The sequence below is a fragment of the Candidatus Microthrix subdominans genome (assembly GCA_016719385.1).
In the GTDB taxonomy this organism is placed as follows: Bacteria; Actinomycetota; Acidimicrobiia; order Acidimicrobiales; family Microtrichaceae; genus Microthrix; species Microthrix subdominans.
In genome coordinates this window covers 601,384-620,420 of the sequence record JADJZA010000001.1, presented here as the reverse complement: position 1 = coordinate 620,420, position 19,037 = coordinate 601,384, and the positions used below count along the sequence as shown (strand labels likewise).

Annotated in this window: 18 protein-coding genes and 1 tRNA gene; 6 read left to right on the top strand and 13 right to left on the bottom strand. The window is 70.6% G+C overall.

Annotated features, from left to right (window positions below):
• The first annotated feature begins 78 nt into the window (after positions 1-78).
• Positions 79-402 carry a DUF4235 domain-containing protein gene (locus tag IPN02_02940; protein ID MBK9295831.1) on the top strand — a complete coding sequence of 108 codons (324 nt, stop codon included), beginning with the start codon at positions 79-81 and terminating at the stop codon, positions 400-402.
• On the opposite strand, the gene IPN02_02935 is transcribed toward IPN02_02940, so the two are convergent.
• The 6 genes from IPN02_02935 to IPN02_02910 form a co-directional block, all read right to left on the bottom strand.
• Entirely contained in the window at positions 399-1,433 is a 1,035-nt protein-coding gene (locus tag IPN02_02935) for a hypothetical protein (protein ID MBK9295830.1), read from the bottom strand. The two genes, IPN02_02940 and IPN02_02935, sit on opposite strands and share 4 nt — an antisense overlap.
• Positions 1,434-2,489: a SurA N-terminal domain-containing protein gene (locus tag IPN02_02930; protein ID MBK9295829.1), complete on the bottom strand. Its 1,056-nt coding sequence runs from the start codon at positions 2,487-2,489 to the stop codon at positions 1,434-1,436.
• An 80-nt stretch (positions 2,490-2,569) separates the two neighbouring features.
• Positions 2,570-6,241 carry a transcription-repair coupling factor gene (gene mfd / locus IPN02_02925; GenBank protein ID MBK9295828.1) on the bottom strand — a complete coding sequence of 1,224 codons (3,672 nt, stop codon included), beginning with the start codon at positions 6,239-6,241 and terminating at the stop codon, positions 2,570-2,572.
• A 132-nt stretch (positions 6,242-6,373) separates the two neighbouring features.
• Positions 6,374-6,901 carry a hypothetical protein gene (locus IPN02_02920; GenBank protein MBK9295827.1) on the bottom strand — a complete coding sequence of 176 codons (528 nt, stop codon included), beginning with the start codon at positions 6,899-6,901 and terminating at the stop codon, positions 6,374-6,376.
• Positions 6,902-6,981: 80 nt separating this feature from the next.
• Positions 6,982-7,584, bottom strand: a complete 603-nt coding sequence (locus tag IPN02_02915) for an aminoacyl-tRNA hydrolase (GenBank protein ID MBK9295826.1) — start codon at positions 7,582-7,584, stop codon at positions 6,982-6,984.
• Between the two features lie 20 nt (positions 7,585-7,604).
• Positions 7,605-8,252: a 50S ribosomal protein L25 gene (locus tag IPN02_02910; protein ID MBK9295825.1), complete on the bottom strand. Its 648-nt coding sequence runs from the start codon at positions 8,250-8,252 to the stop codon at positions 7,605-7,607.
• Positions 8,253-8,411: 159 nt separating this feature from the next.
• Between IPN02_02910 and IPN02_02905 the strand changes: the two genes are divergently transcribed.
• On the top strand, positions 8,412-9,524 hold the full coding sequence (locus tag IPN02_02905) for a DUF2332 domain-containing protein (protein ID MBK9295824.1): 1,113 nt from the start codon (positions 8,412-8,414) through the stop codon (positions 9,522-9,524).
• 297 nt (positions 9,525-9,821) lie between these two features.
• On the opposite strand, the gene IPN02_02900 is transcribed toward IPN02_02905, so the two are convergent.
• A complete protein-coding gene (locus tag IPN02_02900) occupies positions 9,822-10,826 on the bottom strand; it encodes a ribose-phosphate diphosphokinase (GenBank protein ID MBK9295823.1) in 1,005 nt (334 codons plus the stop codon).
• An 89-nt stretch (positions 10,827-10,915) separates the two neighbouring features.
• A tRNA-Gln gene (locus IPN02_02895) sits at positions 10,916-10,988 on the bottom strand.
• 87 nt (positions 10,989-11,075) lie between these two features.
• On the opposite strand from IPN02_02895, the gene IPN02_02890 reads away from it, so the two are divergent.
• The gene (locus IPN02_02890) at positions 11,076-11,174 is read left to right on the top strand and encodes an AURKAIP1/COX24 domain-containing protein (protein MBK9295822.1); all 99 of its coding nucleotides are present in this window, start codon (positions 11,076-11,078) and stop codon (positions 11,172-11,174) included.
• 48 nt (positions 11,175-11,222) lie between these two features.
• Here IPN02_02890 and IPN02_02885 read toward each other — a convergent pair whose 3' ends face one another.
• From IPN02_02885 to IPN02_02875, 3 genes are read right to left on the bottom strand one after another with little or no spacing between them, the layout of a single operon-like run.
• Positions 11,223-11,957 (bottom strand): 4-(cytidine 5'-diphospho)-2-C-methyl-D-erythritol kinase, encoded by a 735-nt coding sequence (locus tag IPN02_02885; GenBank protein MBK9295821.1) that lies wholly within the window; start codon positions 11,955-11,957, stop codon positions 11,223-11,225.
• Positions 11,954-12,823 (bottom strand): 16S rRNA (adenine(1518)-N(6)/adenine(1519)-N(6))-dimethyltransferase RsmA, encoded by an 870-nt coding sequence (gene rsmA, locus IPN02_02880; protein MBK9295820.1) that lies wholly within the window; start codon positions 12,821-12,823, stop codon positions 11,954-11,956. The genes IPN02_02885 and rsmA overlap by 4 nt, the downstream gene beginning before the upstream one ends.
• Positions 12,824-12,843: 20 nt before the next feature.
• Positions 12,844-13,293: a hypothetical protein gene (locus IPN02_02875; protein MBK9295819.1), complete on the bottom strand. Its 450-nt coding sequence runs from the start codon at positions 13,291-13,293 to the stop codon at positions 12,844-12,846.
• Between the two features lie 187 nt (positions 13,294-13,480).
• On the opposite strand from IPN02_02875, the gene IPN02_02870 reads away from it, so the two are divergent.
• Positions 13,481-13,756: a DUF4333 domain-containing protein gene (locus IPN02_02870; GenBank protein MBK9295818.1), complete on the top strand. Its 276-nt coding sequence runs from the start codon at positions 13,481-13,483 to the stop codon at positions 13,754-13,756.
• Between the two features lie 19 nt (positions 13,757-13,775).
• Here the strand turns inward: IPN02_02870 and IPN02_02865 are convergent, their stop codons facing one another.
• Positions 13,776-14,591 (bottom strand): TatD family hydrolase, encoded by an 816-nt coding sequence (locus IPN02_02865; GenBank protein ID MBK9295817.1) that lies wholly within the window; start codon positions 14,589-14,591, stop codon positions 13,776-13,778.
• 90 nt (positions 14,592-14,681) lie between these two features.
• On the opposite strand from IPN02_02865, the gene IPN02_02860 reads away from it, so the two are divergent.
• Entirely contained in the window at positions 14,682-16,382 is a 1,701-nt protein-coding gene (locus tag IPN02_02860) for a phospho-sugar mutase (GenBank protein MBK9295816.1), read from the top strand.
• 16 nt (positions 16,383-16,398) lie between these two features.
• On the top strand, positions 16,399-17,763 hold the full coding sequence (locus tag IPN02_02855; GenBank protein ID MBK9295815.1) for a hypothetical protein: 1,365 nt from the start codon (positions 16,399-16,401) through the stop codon (positions 17,761-17,763).
• 25 nt (positions 17,764-17,788) lie between these two features.
• Here IPN02_02855 and IPN02_02850 read toward each other — a convergent pair whose 3' ends face one another.
• On the bottom strand, positions 17,789-19,030 hold the full coding sequence (locus IPN02_02850) for an adenosine deaminase (protein ID MBK9295814.1): 1,242 nt from the start codon (positions 19,028-19,030) through the stop codon (positions 17,789-17,791).
• Positions 19,031-19,037: the final 7 nt, after the last annotated feature.

The following is a 19,037-nucleotide window of genomic DNA, read 5'->3' as shown; positions in this document are numbered from 1 at the left end:
AGTCTGCCCGAGTTTCCGCACCGGCGCTGGCGGGTATGAGCGAGCATGCTCCCCCTACGAATGACCCATCCCGCAGCGATGGCCGTCTCCGCCGCAGCGTCGACCGGCCCCGGCCAGCGACTCGGCTGGTCGGTGGTCTCCGGCCTGTCCGGCGTGGCGGCGGCCGTTGGTACCAAGAAGCTGTTGACCGTGCTGTGGACACGGACCACCGACCGGGAGCCGCCGACCAACCCGGCCGATCCGGACACCGGCTGGGGTGAGGCCCTCAGCTGGGTGGTGGCGATCAGCATCGGGGGTGCGGTCGCCCGGGTCGTCGCCCAACGTGCTGCCGCCACGGGCTGGGACCGGGCGATGGGCTCACCACCGCCGACCAAGGATTCCGCCCCCGCCAAAAACTCCTAGGAACCGGCCGGGTGGGTCGACTCGGGTGGATCGTCTGCGGGCTCGACGCCCGAAGCGCGGGCGGCGGCCACATCGGCGATTTCGGCCAGGCTGAACCAGCCGGCGCGCTCCGCCAGGCGGGCCGCTCGTGCCACACCGCCGAGCTCCCGCCCCAGGGCGTCGCACAACCGGTCGGCGCCATCGCCGGAGTCGAGGTCGAACGCCGCCAGGGAGTGGCTCACAGCGTCGGCCGACGCCCTCAGCTCGGCGCCGAGGGCAGCCGCCTCGGCGACCTCGGGCCGATGTGGTTGCTCACCGGCAACCGCCTCGGCCAAGCCCTGAATCGACGCCGCCACCGGCACGTTGAGGTGCGGCACCCACAGCGTCGTCAGATGGTCGGGCTCGTCGCCACGGTCGAGATCGGCCCAGGTGGTGACGCTCACCCGCTGATCGTCCAGCCCCAGGTGGTGCAGCACATGCACCTCGCCGTCCGGGTCGCTGGTCGGCTGGTCGAGCACGGCCAGCTTGATGTCGGAGAGGACCGCCCGCGCGTGGGTGTGGGCAACGAGCAGCGGGCCCCGCTCCCCGGCCGCATCGGTGGCGAAGCGGTGACCGTCGACCAACCGCACCCCAGCGGTCACGGGGTCCACACCCACCGCCGCCCATGCCAGATCGAGAAACGACATGGCCGGCAGCACCTCGAGGTCGATCTCGCCGCGCCGGGCGGCCTCGCTGAGCAGCTCGACGGTGCGCTCGAGCACCAGCGCCGAGCCGGGCACCGCATAGCCAACCGCCCCGTGCTCGGTGGCCTCCGCGATCAGCGCAGCAGCGATGCGCTCGTAGGTGTGTTCGAAGGTGTCGCTGTCGTCATAGAACGAATCGAACGAGCCGAGCGCGCTTACCTCGGAGGCGGCGGGATGGCGGCGGGTGCGCAACCACCACCGACCCGATCCCAGGCGGTCCCGCACCAGCGGGGGCATCAGGGCAGCGTCGGCCGGGCCCAGCCCGGCGACGGTGACCGTGGGGGCGGACCCCGACGGGGCGGCGCCCACCTAGGCGGTCGGGTCGCCGGTTGCCGGTGCCGCCGGCGTCGCGGCGCCGGATCCGTTGGGCTGCACTCGCACGATCTGCAGCCCGTCGGGGGGCCCGACGGTCAACATGTCGCCGTATCGGGGGTCGATCTGGACGTCATCGGTCTGAAGGGCCAGGAGATACAGCAACGAGTTGGCGTCGAGGGACGACACGAACTCGGCGGCTCCGGCGTCGGTCAGGGAGCGGCTGCCCTGGGGCCGGACCCAGCGAGTCTGTTCAACGGTCTCACCGCCGCTCGCCCCGGACGGGTCGGGGTTGGAAACCGTCGCAGTGATCGGACCGTCGACCTCGCCGATCGCGCCCGAGACCACCGCGTTGACCGTCGACCACTGGGGCGACGACACGGGCACCAACCCGTTGCTGGCAGCTGCGGTCTGGCACTGGTCGAGCGCACCAAACTTCTCGAAGGCGGCGTCCGGGTCCGCGGCCATCGCCTTGCGCACCTCGTCGACCTGATCGGGCTGGGCTTCAGCCACGTCGGCGCACAGCTCTCGAAACATCTGCGGGTGGGCCTGGCGGAACCGTCGCCGAGCGGCCGGATCGCTGGTCAGCGTCTGCTGGATTTGCAGGGGCAGCCCGGCCGCCTGGGTGCCATCGGGTCCGGGGGGCGGGGTGCTCAGCACGACCGCTGCGGACACCAGGTCGTTTTGCTCGCCTTCGGACAGCCTGGCAAATGCTTGATCGGCCTGGAGCTGGCTGGCCACCTGATCGGCCAACCCGTCCGGCTCGTCGAGGTTGAGTCGGGCCTGCTCATCTTTCAACAGCTGGGCGGCGACGAGAAAGCTGAGCGCCCGGCGCCGAACCTCGAGGGGCACCTCGTCGTCCTCGCCCAGTGCCACGTTGCCGATCGCCTGCACCCGGGCGGCCTGTTCAACCTGGGTGTCGGTGATCGTCTTGCCGTTGACGGTGGCGGCGGTCGACTCGGCGGCCACGCCACAGCCGCTCAAGACCAGCGCACCGATGGCGGCGACGATGGCCAAGGGACGGGCGCGATTACCGGCGGGGAACAAGCTCATGTGCGGGGGTTCCAATGCGATGAAGTTGCGTGGGCAAGCGATGCTAGCCCTGGGAGGGCGCCCAGCTCAGCTCGGCTCGGCTAGCGCCCGGTTCGACGGGCCCGTCGCGCCGCCACCCGGGCGGCACGTTCGTTGGCCTCGGCGATCGCTGCCGGATCCTGGGGCGACGGGGCGGGCCGACGACCGGCCGGAGCGGATGGCCGAGACCCGATGACGCCCGTGCGCCCGCGCGTCGCCGGAGCGTTGGGTAACGGAGGCGGATCGGACCCGTCCGCCGGCCACAGGTGGGCAAACAGGGTGCGCAGGTCCTCGGTAAGTTCCAGCCCGGATCGCACCGGCACCTGCAGCTGAGCGCCGCCCATCCCCGGGGTGCTCGTGGCGGCGGGCGTCGACTTGTACACCGCGCCGGGGAACACGCGGCCGAGGCGCATCTCGGCCGACGCCGACAGCTCGACCGGGGCCAACACCGCCCGCAGCGGAGGGCCGTCGAAGTCCGGGTTGCGGGTCGCGGTGCACTCGGTGATGCCGATGCGGGCACACTCTGCCCGCACCCGGGCCACCGCCAGCAGAGCGCGGGCCGGGTCGGGGATGGCGCCAAAGCGGTCGATCCACTCGGCGGTGATGTCGTCCACCTCGGACAGGCTGGTGACGGTGGCCAGGCGCCGGTACGCCTCGATGCGCAGATCCTCCTGGGCGACGTAGTCGTCGGGCAGGTGGGCGTCGACCGGCAGGTCCAGCTTGATCTCGGCCGGGGTGCGCACCGGCTCGCCCGACAGCTCGGCGATCGCCTGCGTGACCATCTCGACGTACAGGTCGTAGCCGACGGCGGCGATGTGGCCGCTCTGGCCGGTGCCCAACAGGTTGCCGGCCCCCCGGATCTCCAGGTCGCGCATGGCGATGCGAAAGCCCGAGCCCAGCTCGGTGCTCTCACCGATCGTCTTCAGGCGCTCGTAGGCCTCCTCGGTCAGCTCCCGGTTGGGTGGATAGAACAGGTAGGCGTAGGCCCGCTGACCCGAGCGGCCCACCCGCCCCCGGATCTGGTGCAGCTGGCCCAACCCGAGCAGGTCGGCGCGCTCGACGACCAGCGTGTTGACCAGCGGCATGTCGATGCCCGACTCGATGATCGTCGTGCACACCAACACGTCGTAGGCGCCCTCCCAGAAGTCGAGCATCACCTGCTCGAGGGTGCCCTCGTCCATCTGGCCGTGGGCGACGGCGATGCGGGCCTCGGGCACCAGCTCGGCCAGCTGGGAGGCCCGCCGGTCGATGTCCTCGACCCGGTTGTGAACGTAGAACACCTGGCCCTCGCGCAGCAGCTCGCGCCGGATCGCCTCGGCGACCGGGGCGTCGTCAAACTCGCCGACGTAGGTGAGGATCGGCTGACGCTCGGCCGGTGGGGTGTGCAGCAGCGACAGGTCGCGGATGCCGGTGAGGCTCATCTCGAGGGTTCGGGGGATGGGGGTGGCCGACAGGGTGAGCACGTCGACGCCGACCGACATCTCCTTGATGCGCTCCTTGTGGCTCACGCCGAAGCGCTGCTCCTCGTCGACGACCAGCAGGCCCAGCTTGGGGATCGACACGTCGGCCCCCAGCAGGCGGTGCGTACCGATGACGACATCGACCTCGCCGGCGGCCAGCGCGGCCAGCACGCGCCTGGCCTGGGCCGAGGTGAGGAACCGGCTGAGCACCTCGACCCGCACCGGGTAGTCGGCAAAACGCTCGGTAAAGGTGGTGAAGTGCTGGGAGGCCAGCAGGGTGGTGGGCACCAGCACTGCGGCCTGGCGGCCGTCCATCACCGCCTTGAACACCGCGCGGAGGGCGATCTCGGTCTTGCCGAAGCCGACGTCGCCGCACACCAGGCGGTCCATCGGGCGCTCCGACTCCATGTCGGCCTTCACCTCGTCGATCGCCCGGTCCTGGTCGGGCGTCTCGGTGAACTCGAAGCTGTCCTCCAGTTCGGTCTGCCATGGGGTGTCCGGCGGGTAGGCGTGGCCCTCGGTCTGGGTGCGCTTCTGGTAGAGCACCACCAGCTCCTGGGCCACCTCGGCCACCTGGCTGCGCACCTTGGCCTTGGCGCGGGCGAAGTCCGAGCCGCCCATGCGCGACAGGGTGGGTGACGAGCCGCCGGTGTACTGACGCACGGCGTCGATCTGATCCGACGGTACGTACAGCTTGTCGGCGCCCCGGTACTCCAACAACAGGTAGTCGCGGTCCACCGAGGTGCCGTTGGGACCGGGCAGGGTCCGGGTGACCATGCCGCCGTAGCGGGCGACGCCGTGATGGTGGTGCACGACATAGGAGCCCGGCGCCAGATCGGCGAAGAAGGCTTGGGCGTCCTGGGACGCCTTGCGCTGCTTCGGCTTGCGATGGGTACGGCGACGTCCGGTCAGGTCGGCCTCGCTCAGCACCGCCAGGCGGGCCGATGGGGCGATGAACCCGTGGTGCAACGGCGCGACGGTGAGGTGACCCCCGGGTGTGGTCAGACCGGCGCCCTCCGGGTCGCCGACGTCATCGTGGCGCCCCAGTGTCAGGCCGGCGTCGCCGAGCAGCGCATCGATCCGCTCGAGCGAGCCCGAACCTTGGGCGGCGACCACCACCCGGTATCCGTCGGCGAGCAGCGAGCTGAGCCGTGCGGTCAGCGCATCGCCCCCGCCCACCGCTGCGGGCCACAGGTGGGTTTCGAGGACGGGCACGGACGGGCCCGAGGCGGTGGCGGTCAGCGACCAGGCGGGTGCGGCCGTGTGGGCGAGCAGCCGGTCGAAGTGCAGGTGCAGGCGGCGCAGCGCCGCACCGTCGGTGCCCCAGGTTCGGGCAAGGGCGTCGGCCAGGTCGGCCTCCTCGGCGAGCAGGTCCGACGCCCGGTCGGCCAGTCGCTTGGGCTCGACCAACATCACCTGGGCATCGCCGTCGAGCAGATCGAACAGCACATGCTCGGAGTCGGTCAGCCACGGCAGCCACGACTCCATGCCGTCAAAGGTCTCCCCGTCGGCCAGGCGCTGCCACTGCGCGGCGCCCCACGGTTCGGAGGCGATCAGCTTGCGGGCCCTCCCGGCGACCTCCGCCGTGACGAGCACCTCGCGGGCCGGGTGAATCTCCACCTCGGAGATCGTGGCCACCGAACGCTGGTCGTTGACCGAGAACTCGGTGAGCCGCTCCACCTCGTCGCCCCACAGGTCGATGCGCACCGGCGCCTGGGCGGTCGCCGGGAACACGTCGACGATCGAGCCCCGCACCGCCACCTCACCGCGATGCTCCACCTGGTACTCGCGGCGGTACCCCCACCCGACCAGCTCGTCGACCAGCTGGGTGGAGTCGATCGTGTCGCCGGCGCCGACGATCACCGGTTCGGTGTCCTCGACGTGGGGGCCGAGGCGCTGAAGCAGCGCCCGGATGGGGGCGACGATCACCCGGGGGCTGCGGGCCGGATCGGCCAGGCGCCACATCACCCGCATGCGCCGGCCCATCGTCTCGGTCGACGGGCTGACCCGCTCGAATGGCAGGGTCTCCCAGGCGGGAAACCACTCGACCGCGTCGGGGCCGAGCCACGTGCCGAGGTCGTCGGCCAGGGTCTCGGCCTCGGCGACGGTGGGCACCGCCACCACGATCGGCGACCGGCTCGAGGTCTCGGCCACCGCTGCGATGTAGCTCGCACGCCCGGCCTCGGGAACGGCGACCGTTGCGGCGTCCCGGCCGAGAGCGTCGCGCAGCGCCGGGTCGTCACGAAGCAAACTGGCCAGAGCTGTCAGGGGCACCGATCGAGACTACCGGCGGGTTCCAGAAATCACCCAGCGGTCCCAGCCTCCTGGCGGGAGTGATGGGACAGCCCAAGACCTCCCACCGGTGAACGTGTTGGGTTCGACGTGAGGCGAACCGAGGCCGGGTACTCAGTCGGTGACGACGAGCAGTTGGCGGGCCCGGGCGGCGTCGAGGACACGACGGTCACCCAGTGGGCGTGACAGCTCGATCGAGGTGACGTGTACCGGCAGCACGCCCACCACATCGTCGCCCCGCGGCCCGCGCTGACCGCAGCCGGTTCCCTCCGACGTGGCGAACGGCTCGGCAGCGGTCACCTCGACCAGCACCTGCGACACCGACTCGTGCACGACGATCCTCACCCCTCGGCACGCCGCCGGTTCCTCCCAGCCCAGCCGGAACCCCTTGGCGGTCGGTTCCACACCGACGGTGGGGACGGTGACCAGGCGGCGCTCCATCACCTCGTCGTTGGTCGTCGACGCCTCCAGGCCGGCGTCGGTCACCACGGGGACATCGTCGGTCTCGATCAGCTCCCCGGTGCCCCATCGGTCGGCATCTGCTCGTCGGTCCCCGGGGCTTCGCAACAGGCCTGCGAGCGCGAGCGCGATCGCCGCCACGGCAACGACGATCACGAATGCGTACCAGCGGCGGCTCAGCACGCCGTACCACTCACCGCGTGCTCATCACCGGAGCAGCCAACTGGACCGTCGGCGCAGCACTCAGCACGTCGGCGCAGCGGTCACGATCGAGCGTTCACTCGGGCCATCGCTGCGTCCACGCCATCGGTGAGGATCAGCTCGACGGCATCGGCTGCCTCGGCGACCGCCACCGCCAACAGCTCCTTGGTGGCGCCCGACACCCGGCTGAGGACATGGCCCACGCCCCGCTCCTTGCCGCCGGGGGGTTTCCCCACCCCGATGCGAACCCGGGTGAAGTCCCGGGTGTGCAGGTGGGCTTCGACCGAGCGCAGGCCGTTGTGCCCGGCCAGGCCACCGCCCACCTTCACCTTCACCCGGCCCGGAGGCAGATCCAGTTCGTCGTGGACGATGACGAGGCGGGTGGGGTCGTCCTGACCTCCGCGGCGCCACAGCCGCACGACCGATCGGCCCGACTCGTTCATGTAGGTGGTTGGGAAGGCGAGCAGCACCCGATGCCCAACAAGGCGCGACTCGCTGACCAGCGCCTCGTCCTTCGATGGTCGCAACCGATCGCCGGCCCGCTCGGCCAGCAGGGCCACAGCGTCGGCGCCGACGTTGTGCCGCGTGCCCTCGTATCGGGACCCGGGGTTGCCCAGCCCGACGACGACCAACTCCGAGGGCGTGCCCCGGCGGGCCGGACGGATCACGGACGGGCCGCGTCGGCTCAGGCCGAGGTCTCGTCGGCGCCTTCGGCGTCGCCGGCCTCGTCATCGCCCTCGGTAACGTTCTGCGCAACGACCGCCGCACGGGTGAGGTCGGCGGAGGCGACCGCCTTGCGCCCCTCGGTCAGCACCTTGATCGAGTCGCCAAGATCGAGGTCCTTCACCTGGAGCGACTTGCCGATGCTCAGCCCGGAGATGTCGGCCTCGATGCGCTCGGGGATCGAGTCCGCCCGCACCTTCACCTTGATGTAGGACAGGTGACGTTCCACCATGCCGCCCTCGGCGACGACGTCCTTGGCGGTCCCGACGAGGTACAGCGGCACGTCGACGGTGATCTTCTGGGCGGCCACCACCCGCTGGAGGTCGATGTGGGTGACGGTGCGGCGCACGGTGTGGCGCTGCAGGTCCTTGACGATGACCGGAACGGTTTCGTCGCCGGCGGTCAGCGTCAGCAGGGCGTTCTCGCCGTGTTCGGTCGACAGGGCGGTGCGGAGGTCGGCCCGCTCGACGCTGATCGCCACCGGATCCTTGTCCGCGCCGTAGAGGATGCCGGGGATTCGGCCTTCGAGGCGCTCGCGGATGGCGGCACCGGAGCCGGTCTCGGTGCGAACCGTGGCGGCGAGCGGGATGGTTTCTTCTTGCTGTGACATAGCGGAGACGTCTCCTCCAGGTAGTTCCCCGGGGGGTTCCGGGGACTCCCGAGCGTCCTCGGGCCGTCGGTCATGCTAGACGCACACCGGCGACGGGCACTCATCACGGTCCCGCTCCCTGGCGGCATCGGGAGCGGACGCTCATGGAAGGATGCGGTGATGGCCACCTCCGCTGAGATCCGCTCGACGCTCGGCGACTGGTTCGACGCCCAGGGGACCAGCTGCGCAGCGCTGGGCTCGCCGCTCTACGCCAACCTGTTTCCGGCGGTGGGCGAGCACGTGCGCGCCGGTCGCTACGACGCCCTGTTGGCGCCGATCGACCGGTGGCGCTTTGGCGATGCGATGCCCCTGCGCGTGATGGGGGCCGCCCACTTCCTGGCCCTGTCCGGCGCCGCACCCACGCTGGCTGCGGCTTACCCGTCGTGTGGCGGGACGGTGCCCGACCCGATCCCGGCCGACGCCCTCGCCGAGTCGCTGCTCGACGAACTGCTCGGTCACGACGACGTCACCGCCGACTACCTGCGCCGAGCGGTGCAGACCAACGAGACCGGTCGCTCCGCCGCGCTCGTCCTGGGGCTGTCGGCCCTGGCCGGGGCAGCCGCGACGAACGCCGCGTCCGGCCCGGGCGGACCGATCTCGCTGGTCGAGGTGGGCACCTCGGCGGGATTGAACCTGCGGTTCGACCGCTTCGCCTACCTCGACGGCGACCGGTTGCTGGGCGGCGACCCCGCCTCGCCGGTGCGGCTGAACCCCACTTGGCTGGGCGGGCCGCCGACGCTGCAACGCTGGGAGGTCGACGACCGGGTCGGCATCGACCCGCACCCAGCCGACCCAACCGACGAGACCGTTGCCCTGCGCCTGCGCAGCTATCTGTGGCCCGACCAGAACGAACGCCGGGTGCGCTTGGACGGGGCGATCGCACTGGCCGGTGAGGTGCCCGCCGAGCTGATCGCCAGCGCCGACACCGCGGCCACCCTCACCCAGGTGCTCGCCGACCGGGTAGGCACCAAGCCGACGCTGGTGTTCCAGTCGATCATGTGGCAGTACGTGGCCACCGGGGCTCGCTGGAACATCACCCGGGCGATCGAAACGGTCGGCGAGCGGGCCAGCGCTGCCGCCCCGCTGGTCCGGGTGAGCTTCGAACCCGACGAGTTCCGGCGCGACCGGGTGGCCGTGCACGCCCGGCGTTGGCCCGGCGGATCGGGCACGCTGCTCGCCCACGCCGACTTCCACGGCCGCTGGGTCCAGGCGCTGCCAACCGGCGAAACCTGAGCGGCGTGCGGCCTCCAGCGTGCGGCCTCGCAGCGAGCCCCCGAACAACTCAGCCCGGCCGCTCGGCGGTAGAACCGCTCGAAAGCGGTCATGCAAAAGCCTCACCGGAGGGTTATGCACGACAGTCATGCATAAGCCACCGGTGAGGCTTTCGCAGGTCTCGTACCGGCAGAACCGCCGAGGTGCGACGCCGGCTGATCAGCCGAGGCCGATCAGCCGTGACAGACCAGTCGGGAGCAGTCGGAGCAGTGCTGATCAGCCGAGGCCGATCAGCCGTGAATGACCAGTCGAGACCGGTCAGCTGTGGTTTTGGCCGGCGAAGATGTCCGACACCGACTGATCCTCGAACACCGCGTCGAGGGCGTCGGCGAGGATCTCGGCCACCGACAGCACCACCAGCTTGTCGAAGTTCTTCTCCGGCGGGATCGGCAGGGTGTTGGTGATCACCAGCTTTTCGATCGGCGCGTTCTTCAGGCGGTCGACCGCCGGGCCGGACAGCACGCCGTGGGTGGCCGCCGCATAGACCTCGGTGGCGCCCTCGGCCTTGAGCTGCTCGGCAGCGGCGCAGATCGTGCCGGCGGTGTCGATCATGTCGTCGATGATCACGCAGGGCCGACCCTCGACCTGGCCGACGACGCCTTTGGCCTCGACGGTGCTCTGCTCGCCGTCGGGCCCGGCGCCCTCCACCTTCACCCGGCGCTTGTGCACCATGGCGATGTCGGTGTTGAGGTGGTTGCCGTAGCGCTCGGCCACCCGCACCCGCCCGGAGTCCGGGCTGACGACGACCACGTTGGAGGGCAGGTTGGCCTTCATCCAGTCGACGAGCACCGGCATGGCGGTGAGGTGGTCGACCGGACCGTCGAAGAAGCCCTGGATCTGACCGGAGTGCAGGTCGATCGACACCAAGCGCTTGGCGCCGGCGGTGGCGAACAGGTTGGCGATCAGCTTGGCGGTGATCGGCTCACGCCCGGTCGCCTTACGGTCCTGGCGGGAGTATCCGAAGAACGGCGCCACCACCGTGATCCGCTTGGCGGAGGCCCGGCGGGCGGCGTCGACCATGATCAGCTGTTCCATGATGGCGTCGTTGATCGTGCAGCCCTCGATCGTGTCGTGGGTCTGCAGGATGAACAGGTCGGCGCCGCGGATCGACTCGCCGTAGCGGCAGTGACGCTCCCCGTTGGGAAAGCTGGCCAGTTCGATCTGGCCCAGCGGCACGCCGAGGCGTTCGGAGATTTCGGTGGCCAGCTCGGGGTGAACCCGCCCGGCGACTAGCAACAGCTTCTTTTTGGTGACCAGCTCCACCGCGTTTGTCTCCCTTCGACCCGGGGGGGCCGTCGTTGTCGTTGGGGTTGTCGTTGGCGAGGTCGTTCGGCGGTCGGGACCCACATGAGCTGGCGGGGCAGGGATCGAACCTGCAACCTCCTGATCCAAAGTCAGGCGTTCTGCCGATTGAACTACCCGCCATCGCTCTGGCGCTCCCACGCTACCGGGCGCCTAGGTTCGGTGTCGCCTTGGTCCGCATCGTCAGGGCCCATTACGCTGTTCTCCCTCATGGGATCTTTGATTAAGAAGCGCCGCAAGCGCATGCGCAAGAAGAAGCACAAGAAGCTGTTGAGGAAGACGCGCCACCAGCGTCGTTCCAAGAAGTAGCTCTCACCTTCCCCCGCATCGGCCCCTCAGCCTGCCCTGTTCAGAGCGTCAGCTCGTCGGGGCAGGTACGGTGCTGACCAAGCGGTGGCCATCGCCGGGATGGTGGCCCTCGACAAACCAAGTCGAGCCACTTCCGGCCAAGCGAGGTAGCTGACCCGTGGCGTCACCCAAGCGGTGACGCCATTTCGCGAGTTCGGGCACTTCGGCCAGAGCCGCCGGCTCCAGATCGTTGCCATGCTCTCCCACCGGTCCGCCCAGCGCGTCCCAACGGGCGTAGACCGCCGGCGTGGACGCCCCGACCGGCGGCGTCAGCAACGTCAGGTCCGCAGCGAGAAACGGCAGCGGGTCGATCTCTTCGCCGATGCCCCGCACCCGTGCCCGGCCACCGACCAGGCAGAAGGGTACGTCGGCGCCCAGGCGGGCGGCCGCATCCAGGTCGGACCAGCCCGCCCAGCGCAGGATGGCCGCAGCGTCGGCCGAACCGCCCCCCAGACCGGCCCCGGCCGGGATGTTTTTGGTGAGACGCACCGCAGCGGTGCGTCCGGTGAGCGCCAGCGCCCTGGTGACCAGGTTGTCGTGGGTCCCTCCCACCCTGCCCACTGTGCCATCGATACTGAGACCAGCGACGGTGAGACCATCGCCGGGCGACACCTCCAGGCGGTCGGCCAGCGACAGGGTGACCATCTCGGCATCGAGGGTATGGAACCCGTCCCGGCGCACGCCGGTAATGCGAAGGCTCAGCGTGAGCTTGGCCGGGGCTGCCAGGATGACGGGCCCGTTCATGACGGATCGGTCCTGTGCGAGGCGGCGTCCCCGGTGGACTGGCCGGCGGGGAGCTGGGCGGCGAGGCGGGCGAACTCGGCCAGCCCGAGCTGTTCGGGCCGGTCGGTGGGCGACACGCCCGCCGCTTCGAAGGCGGCGGCGTCGATCAGCCCGACGAGCGAGCGCCGCAGCATCTTGCGGCGCCCGGCAAAGGAGGTGCGTACCACCCGCTCCAGGCGGGCATCGCCCACACCGTCGGCTGGGATCGGCGAGCTCGTGTGGCGGGTGAAGCGCACCAGCACCGAATCGACCCGGGGCTCGGGCACGAACACCGCGCGGGGCACCTCGCCGACGATGGACGCCGTGCCCCAACGGGCCAGCAACACGGTGGGGATACCGTAGGTGCGCGATCCCGGCCCGGCCTCCCAGCGCTCGCCGACCTCCCGCTGCACCATCACCAGGCCCCGCTCCACCATCGGCGCGCGCTGGGCGACGTCGAGCAGCAGCGTGGTCGCCACCGAGTAGGGCAGGTTGGCGACCAGGTCCCAGCCGTCCGGGGCGGCATCGAGCGTGGCGTCCCAGTCCACTTCCAATGCGTCGGCACCGACGATCTCGACGCCGGTGCCCTCGGTGACCTCGGCCAGCGGCTCGAGCAACGAACGGTCGGCCTCGATGGCCACGACGCGCCGGGCGGTCTCCGCCAGGCCGAGGGTGAGCGAACCCAGGCCCGGGCCGATCTCGACGACCGACGACGAGCCGGTGACGCCGGCCAGCGCCACGATGCGGCGGATCGTGTTGGGGTCGGCGACGAAATTCTGACCCAGGGTCTTGCGGGGCAGGTGGCGATAGCGGGCGAGCAGCTCGGCGATCGACGACCGGGTGAGCAGTGGACGTGGGGCGGTTGCGCTCACCCGCGGCCCAGACCCGACGTTCGTGTCCCCGACGAGGTGGGCGAGCTGGACCTGCGCGAAGCAGATGTGGGTGGCGCACTGGTGACCGCACCGGACTCCTCCAGGCTGATCACCCGTTGTTCGATGGTCGTCGTCGTGATGTTCACCCGAGCGGGAGGCACGTTCTCGACCCCTTCGACCAAGTTGCCCGACCCACCGGCCCGACGCTTGTTGCGCTCCGCCCCGGCGAATCGGGAGTGCCCACGCAGATTCCAGGACGGGTCGAGCTCGAAGAGCGGTGGGGGCATCGGGACGCCGGTCGTCGTGGTGGCGGTCGTCGTCGTGGCCGCCTCGTCCTCATTGCCCCCGAGTCTGAGCACGAAGCTGACCGCCAGCAGCGCCACGATCACCCCGGTCAGGATGGCGGCGATCCGGATGCGCGTGGGCGTGGTTCGGGCGGTATCCATCAGCCGGAGGAGGCTAGCGGCGCGCCGTTGGGGCCGGGGGTCGAGGGCCTCGATCAACCCCAGACACCCGGGTCGCAGCTCACACGTGCCCGATCCTCTCGCGCTAGGTTCCCGGTACCCGGCGGTCACCGGCCGCCATCGGATTCAGAGGAGTAGTCCCATGTCGACTCACCGTTCGGCTCTTACGATGGGCGCGGCCGCCCTTGCGCTCACGCTCGGCCTGAGCGGGTGCGGCGGCTCGTCGGTCGAGTCCAGCGACGTTGAGAAACAGATCTCCAGCGAACTCGGCAAGCAGATCGATCAGACCATTGATTCGGTCGACTGTCCCAACGATCTCAAGGCCGAGGTCGGCGAAGAGGAAACCTGCACCCTGACCGCCGACGGCGAGGACTACGACGTGGCGGTGAAGGTCACCAAGGTCGACGGCGACAACGTGAGCTTCGACATCAACGTCGAGGGCTAGCCAGAGGGCTGACCGTCCCTCAGGTGTTGGGAAGCTCCAGCCGATAGGCGCAGTGGGTGGCGGCCCACGCCGCGGCCTCCACCTCGGCGGGGTCCTCACCACGAACCTCGGCCAGCCCGGCCACGACATCGACCACCCACGCCGGCTGGTTGGGGCGTCCCCGGTGCGGCACCGGCGCCAGATACGGGCTGTCGGTCTCGACCAGATACCGCCCGGCGGGAACCAGCCCGGCGGCTGCCCGGACGTCGGTCGCACCCTTGAACGTCACGATGCCCGAGAATGACAGCACCGCCCCGGCGGCAAGGCACCGTTCGGCCTCCTCCGGCCCTCCGGTGAAGCAGTGCAGCACGGTGCTGGTCGGCCAGCCCTCCTCGTCGAGGATGGCGAAGGTGTCCGCCCATGCCTCCCGGGTGTGGATCACCAGGGGCAGACGGCGGCGGTGGGCCAGGCGAACCTGAGCGGCAAACACCTCCCGCTGGATGGGGCGGGGGGAATGGTCGTAGTGGTAGTCAAGGCCGCACTCCCCCACCGCGATCGCCCCGGCGTCCACCAGCTCCTCCAACCCGGCGACCATCCCGGCGAGGGCACGATCGTCGAGTACGCGGGCCCCGGTCGCATCGTCGGCGGTCCCATGGTCGGCCGCATCGTGGGGGTGGACACCCGCAGTGGCCCACGTTGCCTCGCGCCCGGCGGCGAAGGCCAGCGCTGCCCGGGACGACTCGACGCTGACGCCCACATCGATCATGGCGTCGACGCCTGCGGCACGGGCGGCCTCCCACAGGGCCGGGCCGTCGTCGAGCCCGGACAGGTGGCAGTGATGATCGAAAAACGCCATGGTCCAGCTTGGCCATCCAGGCGCGTCGCCGCCACCCCGCTGCGGGCCTTGTCACGCCCGGCAGCGCCCCGGTGAGTACCGTCGTGGCCGATGGGCGACGCATCTCTCACACTCGACACCGCCGGTTTGCGGGCCGCGGCGCGCACCTGGATGGCCCTCGACCCGGATCCGGTGACACGAGAGGCAACCAACCGACTGCTCCAGCCCGGCCAGGGGGATGCGCTGGCCGATCACTTCGGTCGGCGACTGGCGTTCGGCACCGCCGGGCTGCGAGCCCCGATGGGCCCGGGGCCCAACCGCATGAACCGACTGCTCGTTCGACAGAGCGCAGCCGGCATCGCCCGGGTGATCATCGAGGAGGGGGCGCCCAAACGCGCCATCGTTGGGCACGACGCCCGCCACCGCTCAGCGGAGTTTGCCGCCGACGCCATCGAGGTGTTGGAGGCGCACGGCATCACGGTGACCGTGCCCAACGGGCCGGTCCCCACGCCCGTGATCCCCTGGGCGGTCGCCAAACAGTCGCTGGGCGCGGGCCTGATGGTGACCGCCAGCCACAACCCCGCCGCCGACAACGGGCTCAAGGTGTACTGGAGCGACGGCGCCCAGATCATCCCGCCCATCGATGCCCGTATCGCCAGCGCCATCGAGGCCGCCGCCCGCGACCGCCGGGTGGCGCCGCAACCCGGTTCGGGCGGCATCGACACCCGACGGCTGCTGCTCGATCGTTACCTGGCCGACACGCTCGACCAGGTGGGCACCACCGGTGACGCCAAACTCAGCGTGGTCACCACCGCCCTTCACGGCGTGGGAGGGGCCCCGCTGGTTCAGCTGCTGACCTCCGCCGGGTACACCGATGTCACGCCGGTGGCCTCCCAGCAGGAGCCCGACCCGGACTTCCCCACCGTCCCGTTCCCCAACCCGGAGGAGCCGGGCGTCCTCGACGCCGCCATCGCCCTGGCGGCTGAGCGCGGAGCCGACCTGGTGCTGGCCAACGACCCCGACGCCGATCGGCTCGCCGTCGCCGTGCCCGACGCCAACGAACAGTGGCATGTCCTGACCGGCAACGAGGTGGGCGCGTTGCTCGCCTGGTGGGCGCTGCAGCGCAGCCAGGGCCTGCCCGACCGGCTGCTCGCCACGACCATGGTGTCGTCGCAGCTGCTCGAGAAGATGGCCACGTCGGCCGGGGTCCACTACGCCGAGACCTTGACCGGGTTCAAGTGGTTGTGCCGCCCGGCGATGTCCCGTCCGGACTGGTTTCAACTGCTCGCCTACGAGGAGGCACTCGGCTACGCGTTGGGGCCGACGTGCCGCGACAAGGACGGCCTGCTGGCGGCGCTCGCCGTGTGCGACCTGTGCGCCCGGCTGTTGCGCACCGGCTCCGATCCCCTGGCGGTGCTCGACCGGCTGGCGCTCGATCACGGCGTTCACACCACCTCCCAGATCGCGGTTCGTTTCGAACCGTCGGCCTGGCCCGAACGCCGCCGGCAATTGATGGAACGTCTCGAGGACGACCCACCCACCATGCTGGGCGGGCGACGGGTGGAGCAGGTGGACCGCCCGGCCGACGACCTGGTTCGGCTCTTCCTCGTCGGTGGCGATCGCCTGGCGTTTCGTCCGTCCGGCACCGAGCCCAAGTTCAAGGCGTATCTCGAGGTGGTCGAGCCGGTGGTGGGCGGTTCGCGATCGGGCGGCACCGTGCTCCGGGCGGCCCGGCGACGAGCCGGCACCCGCCTCGAATGGATGGAGCACGAGGTGCGCGCGGTCCTGGCGGCCGAGGCGGCCACCAGTTGAGCTGGACGAGGCGGCAATGAACGGTCCGGCCTCGCCTGGGAACGCTGGCCCCCCACCGGAGTCGAGCGGCGATGCGTCGCAGCCATCGGTCAGCAGGGTCGAGTCGACCAAGCTGATGATCGACCGGGCGATGGGTGGCGACCGCCACGATCGTCAACTCACCACCGCCCTGTTGGCGGTGATGGTCGCACTGCTCATCCTGATTCCGTTGGGGTCGATCGCCCTGGTGCTCATCGGCCTCGGCCCCTACCCCGACGGCTGGGCGGGCGCCGAGCGCATCGAGGTCACCACGGCCGCCGACGGCCGGCCTGGATCCCTGCGCGAGGCGATCGAACAGGCGGCGGCCGGCGGCTCCGACACGGTGATCGAGCTCAAGCCCAACACCACCTACCGGCTGACCACCGGCTGCACCAGGCGCGGAGTCCAACCCGACGACGATGCCGGGGGCGGGGTTCTCGAACTTGGCGAGGCCGGCGGGCTGTATCTCAAAGGCAACGGCGCCACGGTCCGCCAGGAGTGCGCCGGCCAGCGGGTGCTGCACGCCACCGGCGACGATCGGCTGCACCTGTCGGAGGTGACGCTGAGCGGCGGGCAGGCCAAGTCGTCGCTGGGCCATGGGTCGGGCGGAGCGTTGCTGTCGGAGGGTGGCGGCACGGTGACCATCGAGGACTCGATGCTCACCTCCAACCAGGCCGAGGATTCGGGCGGTGCCGTTGCGCTGACCGGCCCCGGCAGCACGCTCAAGCTCGAGCGGTCGGTCATCTCGGGCAACACCGCCGGTGCGTCCGGCGGCGGGGTGTGGGTGATCGGTAACCTCGACGCCATCAACGCCACGATCACCGACAACCTGGCCGGCACCAACGGCGGTGCGGTGGCGACCGCGATCTCGCTCACGTTCTCGACGGTGGTCGACAATTCGACCGCCACCGCTCGCGGGGCGCGTCAGCTGGGGGCCGGTGAGCTGACCTCGTTCGCCAGCTACGTGGCCGGCGGCTCCGGTGCTCCCAGCTCGTGTTCGGTCGAGCGAGCGACCAGTGACGGCTACAACGTCGGGGACGACTCCAGCTGCGGGTTTGGGCCCGGGCTGGGCGACGTGGCCAACGGCCCCCGCAACGCGGTGGGCCTGCTCGACTACTACGGGCGGCCGATCCCCGCCCGGGCACCGGTGCCGGGCAGCGTCCTGGTCGACCGGGTGCCGTCGCGGGCGTGCCTGGCTCGGACGACCGTCGACGGCCAGCGACGCAGCCGGCGTGCGGCGGCCGCCGGCGCCGGCTGCGATGTGGGTGCGGTCGAGCTGACCAACGGCCTCGACGTTCCCTTGACCGCGGTCGCCGGGCCCGTGGCCACGCCCGTGCCGGCCGAAGCCCGCTACACAGGCTGAGCCACCGGGGCGATGTGTGGCGGGATCAGACCCGCTGACCCGGATGGGTCCCGGCTGCCGACGCTGCGGTGGGCAGGTTTCGGCGCAGCTCGGCGTAGCGGGGCTTGATCGTCTCGTTGATGAGCGACAGCCGTTGATCGAAGGACAAAAACGCCGACTTCATCGCGTTGACGGTCAGCCACTCCAGCCCGCCGAGGTCGAAGCCCAGCTCGTCGACGAGCAGGCCAAACTCCTTGGTCATCGAGGTGTTGGACATCAGCCGGTTGTCGGTGTTGACCGTCACCCGAAAGCGCAGGTCGGTCAACAGCCCGATCGGATGGGCGGCGATCGAGGGCGCTGCACCGGTGTGCACGTTCGACGACGGGCACATTTCAAGCGGCACCCGGGTGTCGCGCACGTAGGCGGCGATCTGCCCCAGTCGCACCTGGGTGTCCTCGGTGATGCCAGGGGCGTGCTCCGGTCCTCGGTCCTCGGTTCGGGTCAGCTCGATGTCGTCGAGGATCCGCACGCCGTGGCCCAACCGCTCCGCCCCGCAGTAGTGCAACGCTTCGTGGATCGACGGTAAACCGAACGCCTCGCCGGCGTGGATCGTGATGTGGAAGTTCTCCCGCATCACCAGCTGGAAAGCATCCAGATGGCGCGTGGGGGGATAGCCGGCCTCCTTACCGGCGATGTCGAAGCCGACCACCCCGTCGTTGCGGTGGTCGAGGGCCACCTTGGCCACGTCGACCGAGCGCGCCGACGTGCGCATCGCAGTGCACAGCAGCCGCACGGTCAGTCCGGTGCCGGCCGACCCCTCGGCCAGCCCCTCCAGCATGGCATCGGTCGCCTCGTCCATCGACAGGCCGCCCTCGACGCACAGCTCAGGGGCCATCCGCACCTCTGCGTACACCACCCCGTCGGCGGCCAGGTCGGCGGCGCACTCGGCTGCGATGCGTTGGATCGCCTCGCGCCGCTGCATCAGCGCCACCACATGGGCAAACGTCTCCAGGTACAGGCCCAGGTCACGCCGGTCGGCGCCGCTGTGAAACCACTGCGCCAGCTCGACCGGGTCGGTGCTGGGCAGAGCGTCGTAACCGGATTGCTCGGCCAGCTCGATCAACGTGCTCGGCCGGGCGCCACCGTCGAGGTGATCGTGCAGCAGCACCTTGGGTGCGGCCGCAACCGCCTCGGCGGTGGGCGGGGCAGCGTCCAAGCGCCGGGCGCTGCGCAATAGGAGCGCCTGATCGAAGCCAGAGGGTGCGTCGCTGTCGGGAGTCGGTGCCATGTCACAC

Excerpts from the sequence above, each read along its gene's own strand:
- IPN02_02940 (MBK9295831.1), top strand. The coding sequence starts at position 79 with ATGGCCGTCTCCGCCGCAGCGTCGACCGGCCCCGGCCAGCGACTCGGC.
- IPN02_02930 (MBK9295829.1), bottom strand. The coding sequence starts at position 2,489 with ATGAGCTTGTTCCCCGCCGGTAATCGCGCCCGTCCCTTGGCCATCGTC.
- IPN02_02910 (MBK9295825.1), bottom strand. The coding sequence starts at position 8,252 with ATGTCACAGCAAGAAGAAACCATCCCGCTCGCCGCCACGGTTCGCACC.
- IPN02_02905 (MBK9295824.1), top strand. The coding sequence starts at position 8,412 with ATGGCCACCTCCGCTGAGATCCGCTCGACGCTCGGCGACTGGTTCGAC.
- IPN02_02890 (MBK9295822.1), top strand. The coding sequence starts at position 11,076 with ATGGGATCTTTGATTAAGAAGCGCCGCAAGCGCATGCGCAAGAAGAAG.
- IPN02_02885 (MBK9295821.1), bottom strand. The coding sequence starts at position 11,957 with ATGAACGGGCCCGTCATCCTGGCAGCCCCGGCCAAGCTCACGCTGAGC.
- IPN02_02875 (MBK9295819.1), bottom strand. The coding sequence starts at position 13,293 with ATGGATACCGCCCGAACCACGCCCACGCGCATCCGGATCGCCGCCATC.
- IPN02_02870 (MBK9295818.1), top strand. The coding sequence starts at position 13,481 with ATGGGCGCGGCCGCCCTTGCGCTCACGCTCGGCCTGAGCGGGTGCGGC.
- IPN02_02865 (MBK9295817.1), bottom strand. The coding sequence starts at position 14,591 with ATGGCGTTTTTCGATCATCACTGCCACCTGTCCGGGCTCGACGACGGC.
- IPN02_02860 (MBK9295816.1), top strand. The coding sequence starts at position 14,682 with ATGGGCGACGCATCTCTCACACTCGACACCGCCGGTTTGCGGGCCGCG.
- IPN02_02855 (MBK9295815.1), top strand. The coding sequence starts at position 16,399 with ATGAACGGTCCGGCCTCGCCTGGGAACGCTGGCCCCCCACCGGAGTCG.
- IPN02_02850 (MBK9295814.1), bottom strand. The coding sequence starts at position 19,030 with ATGGCACCGACTCCCGACAGCGACGCACCCTCTGGCTTCGATCAGGCG.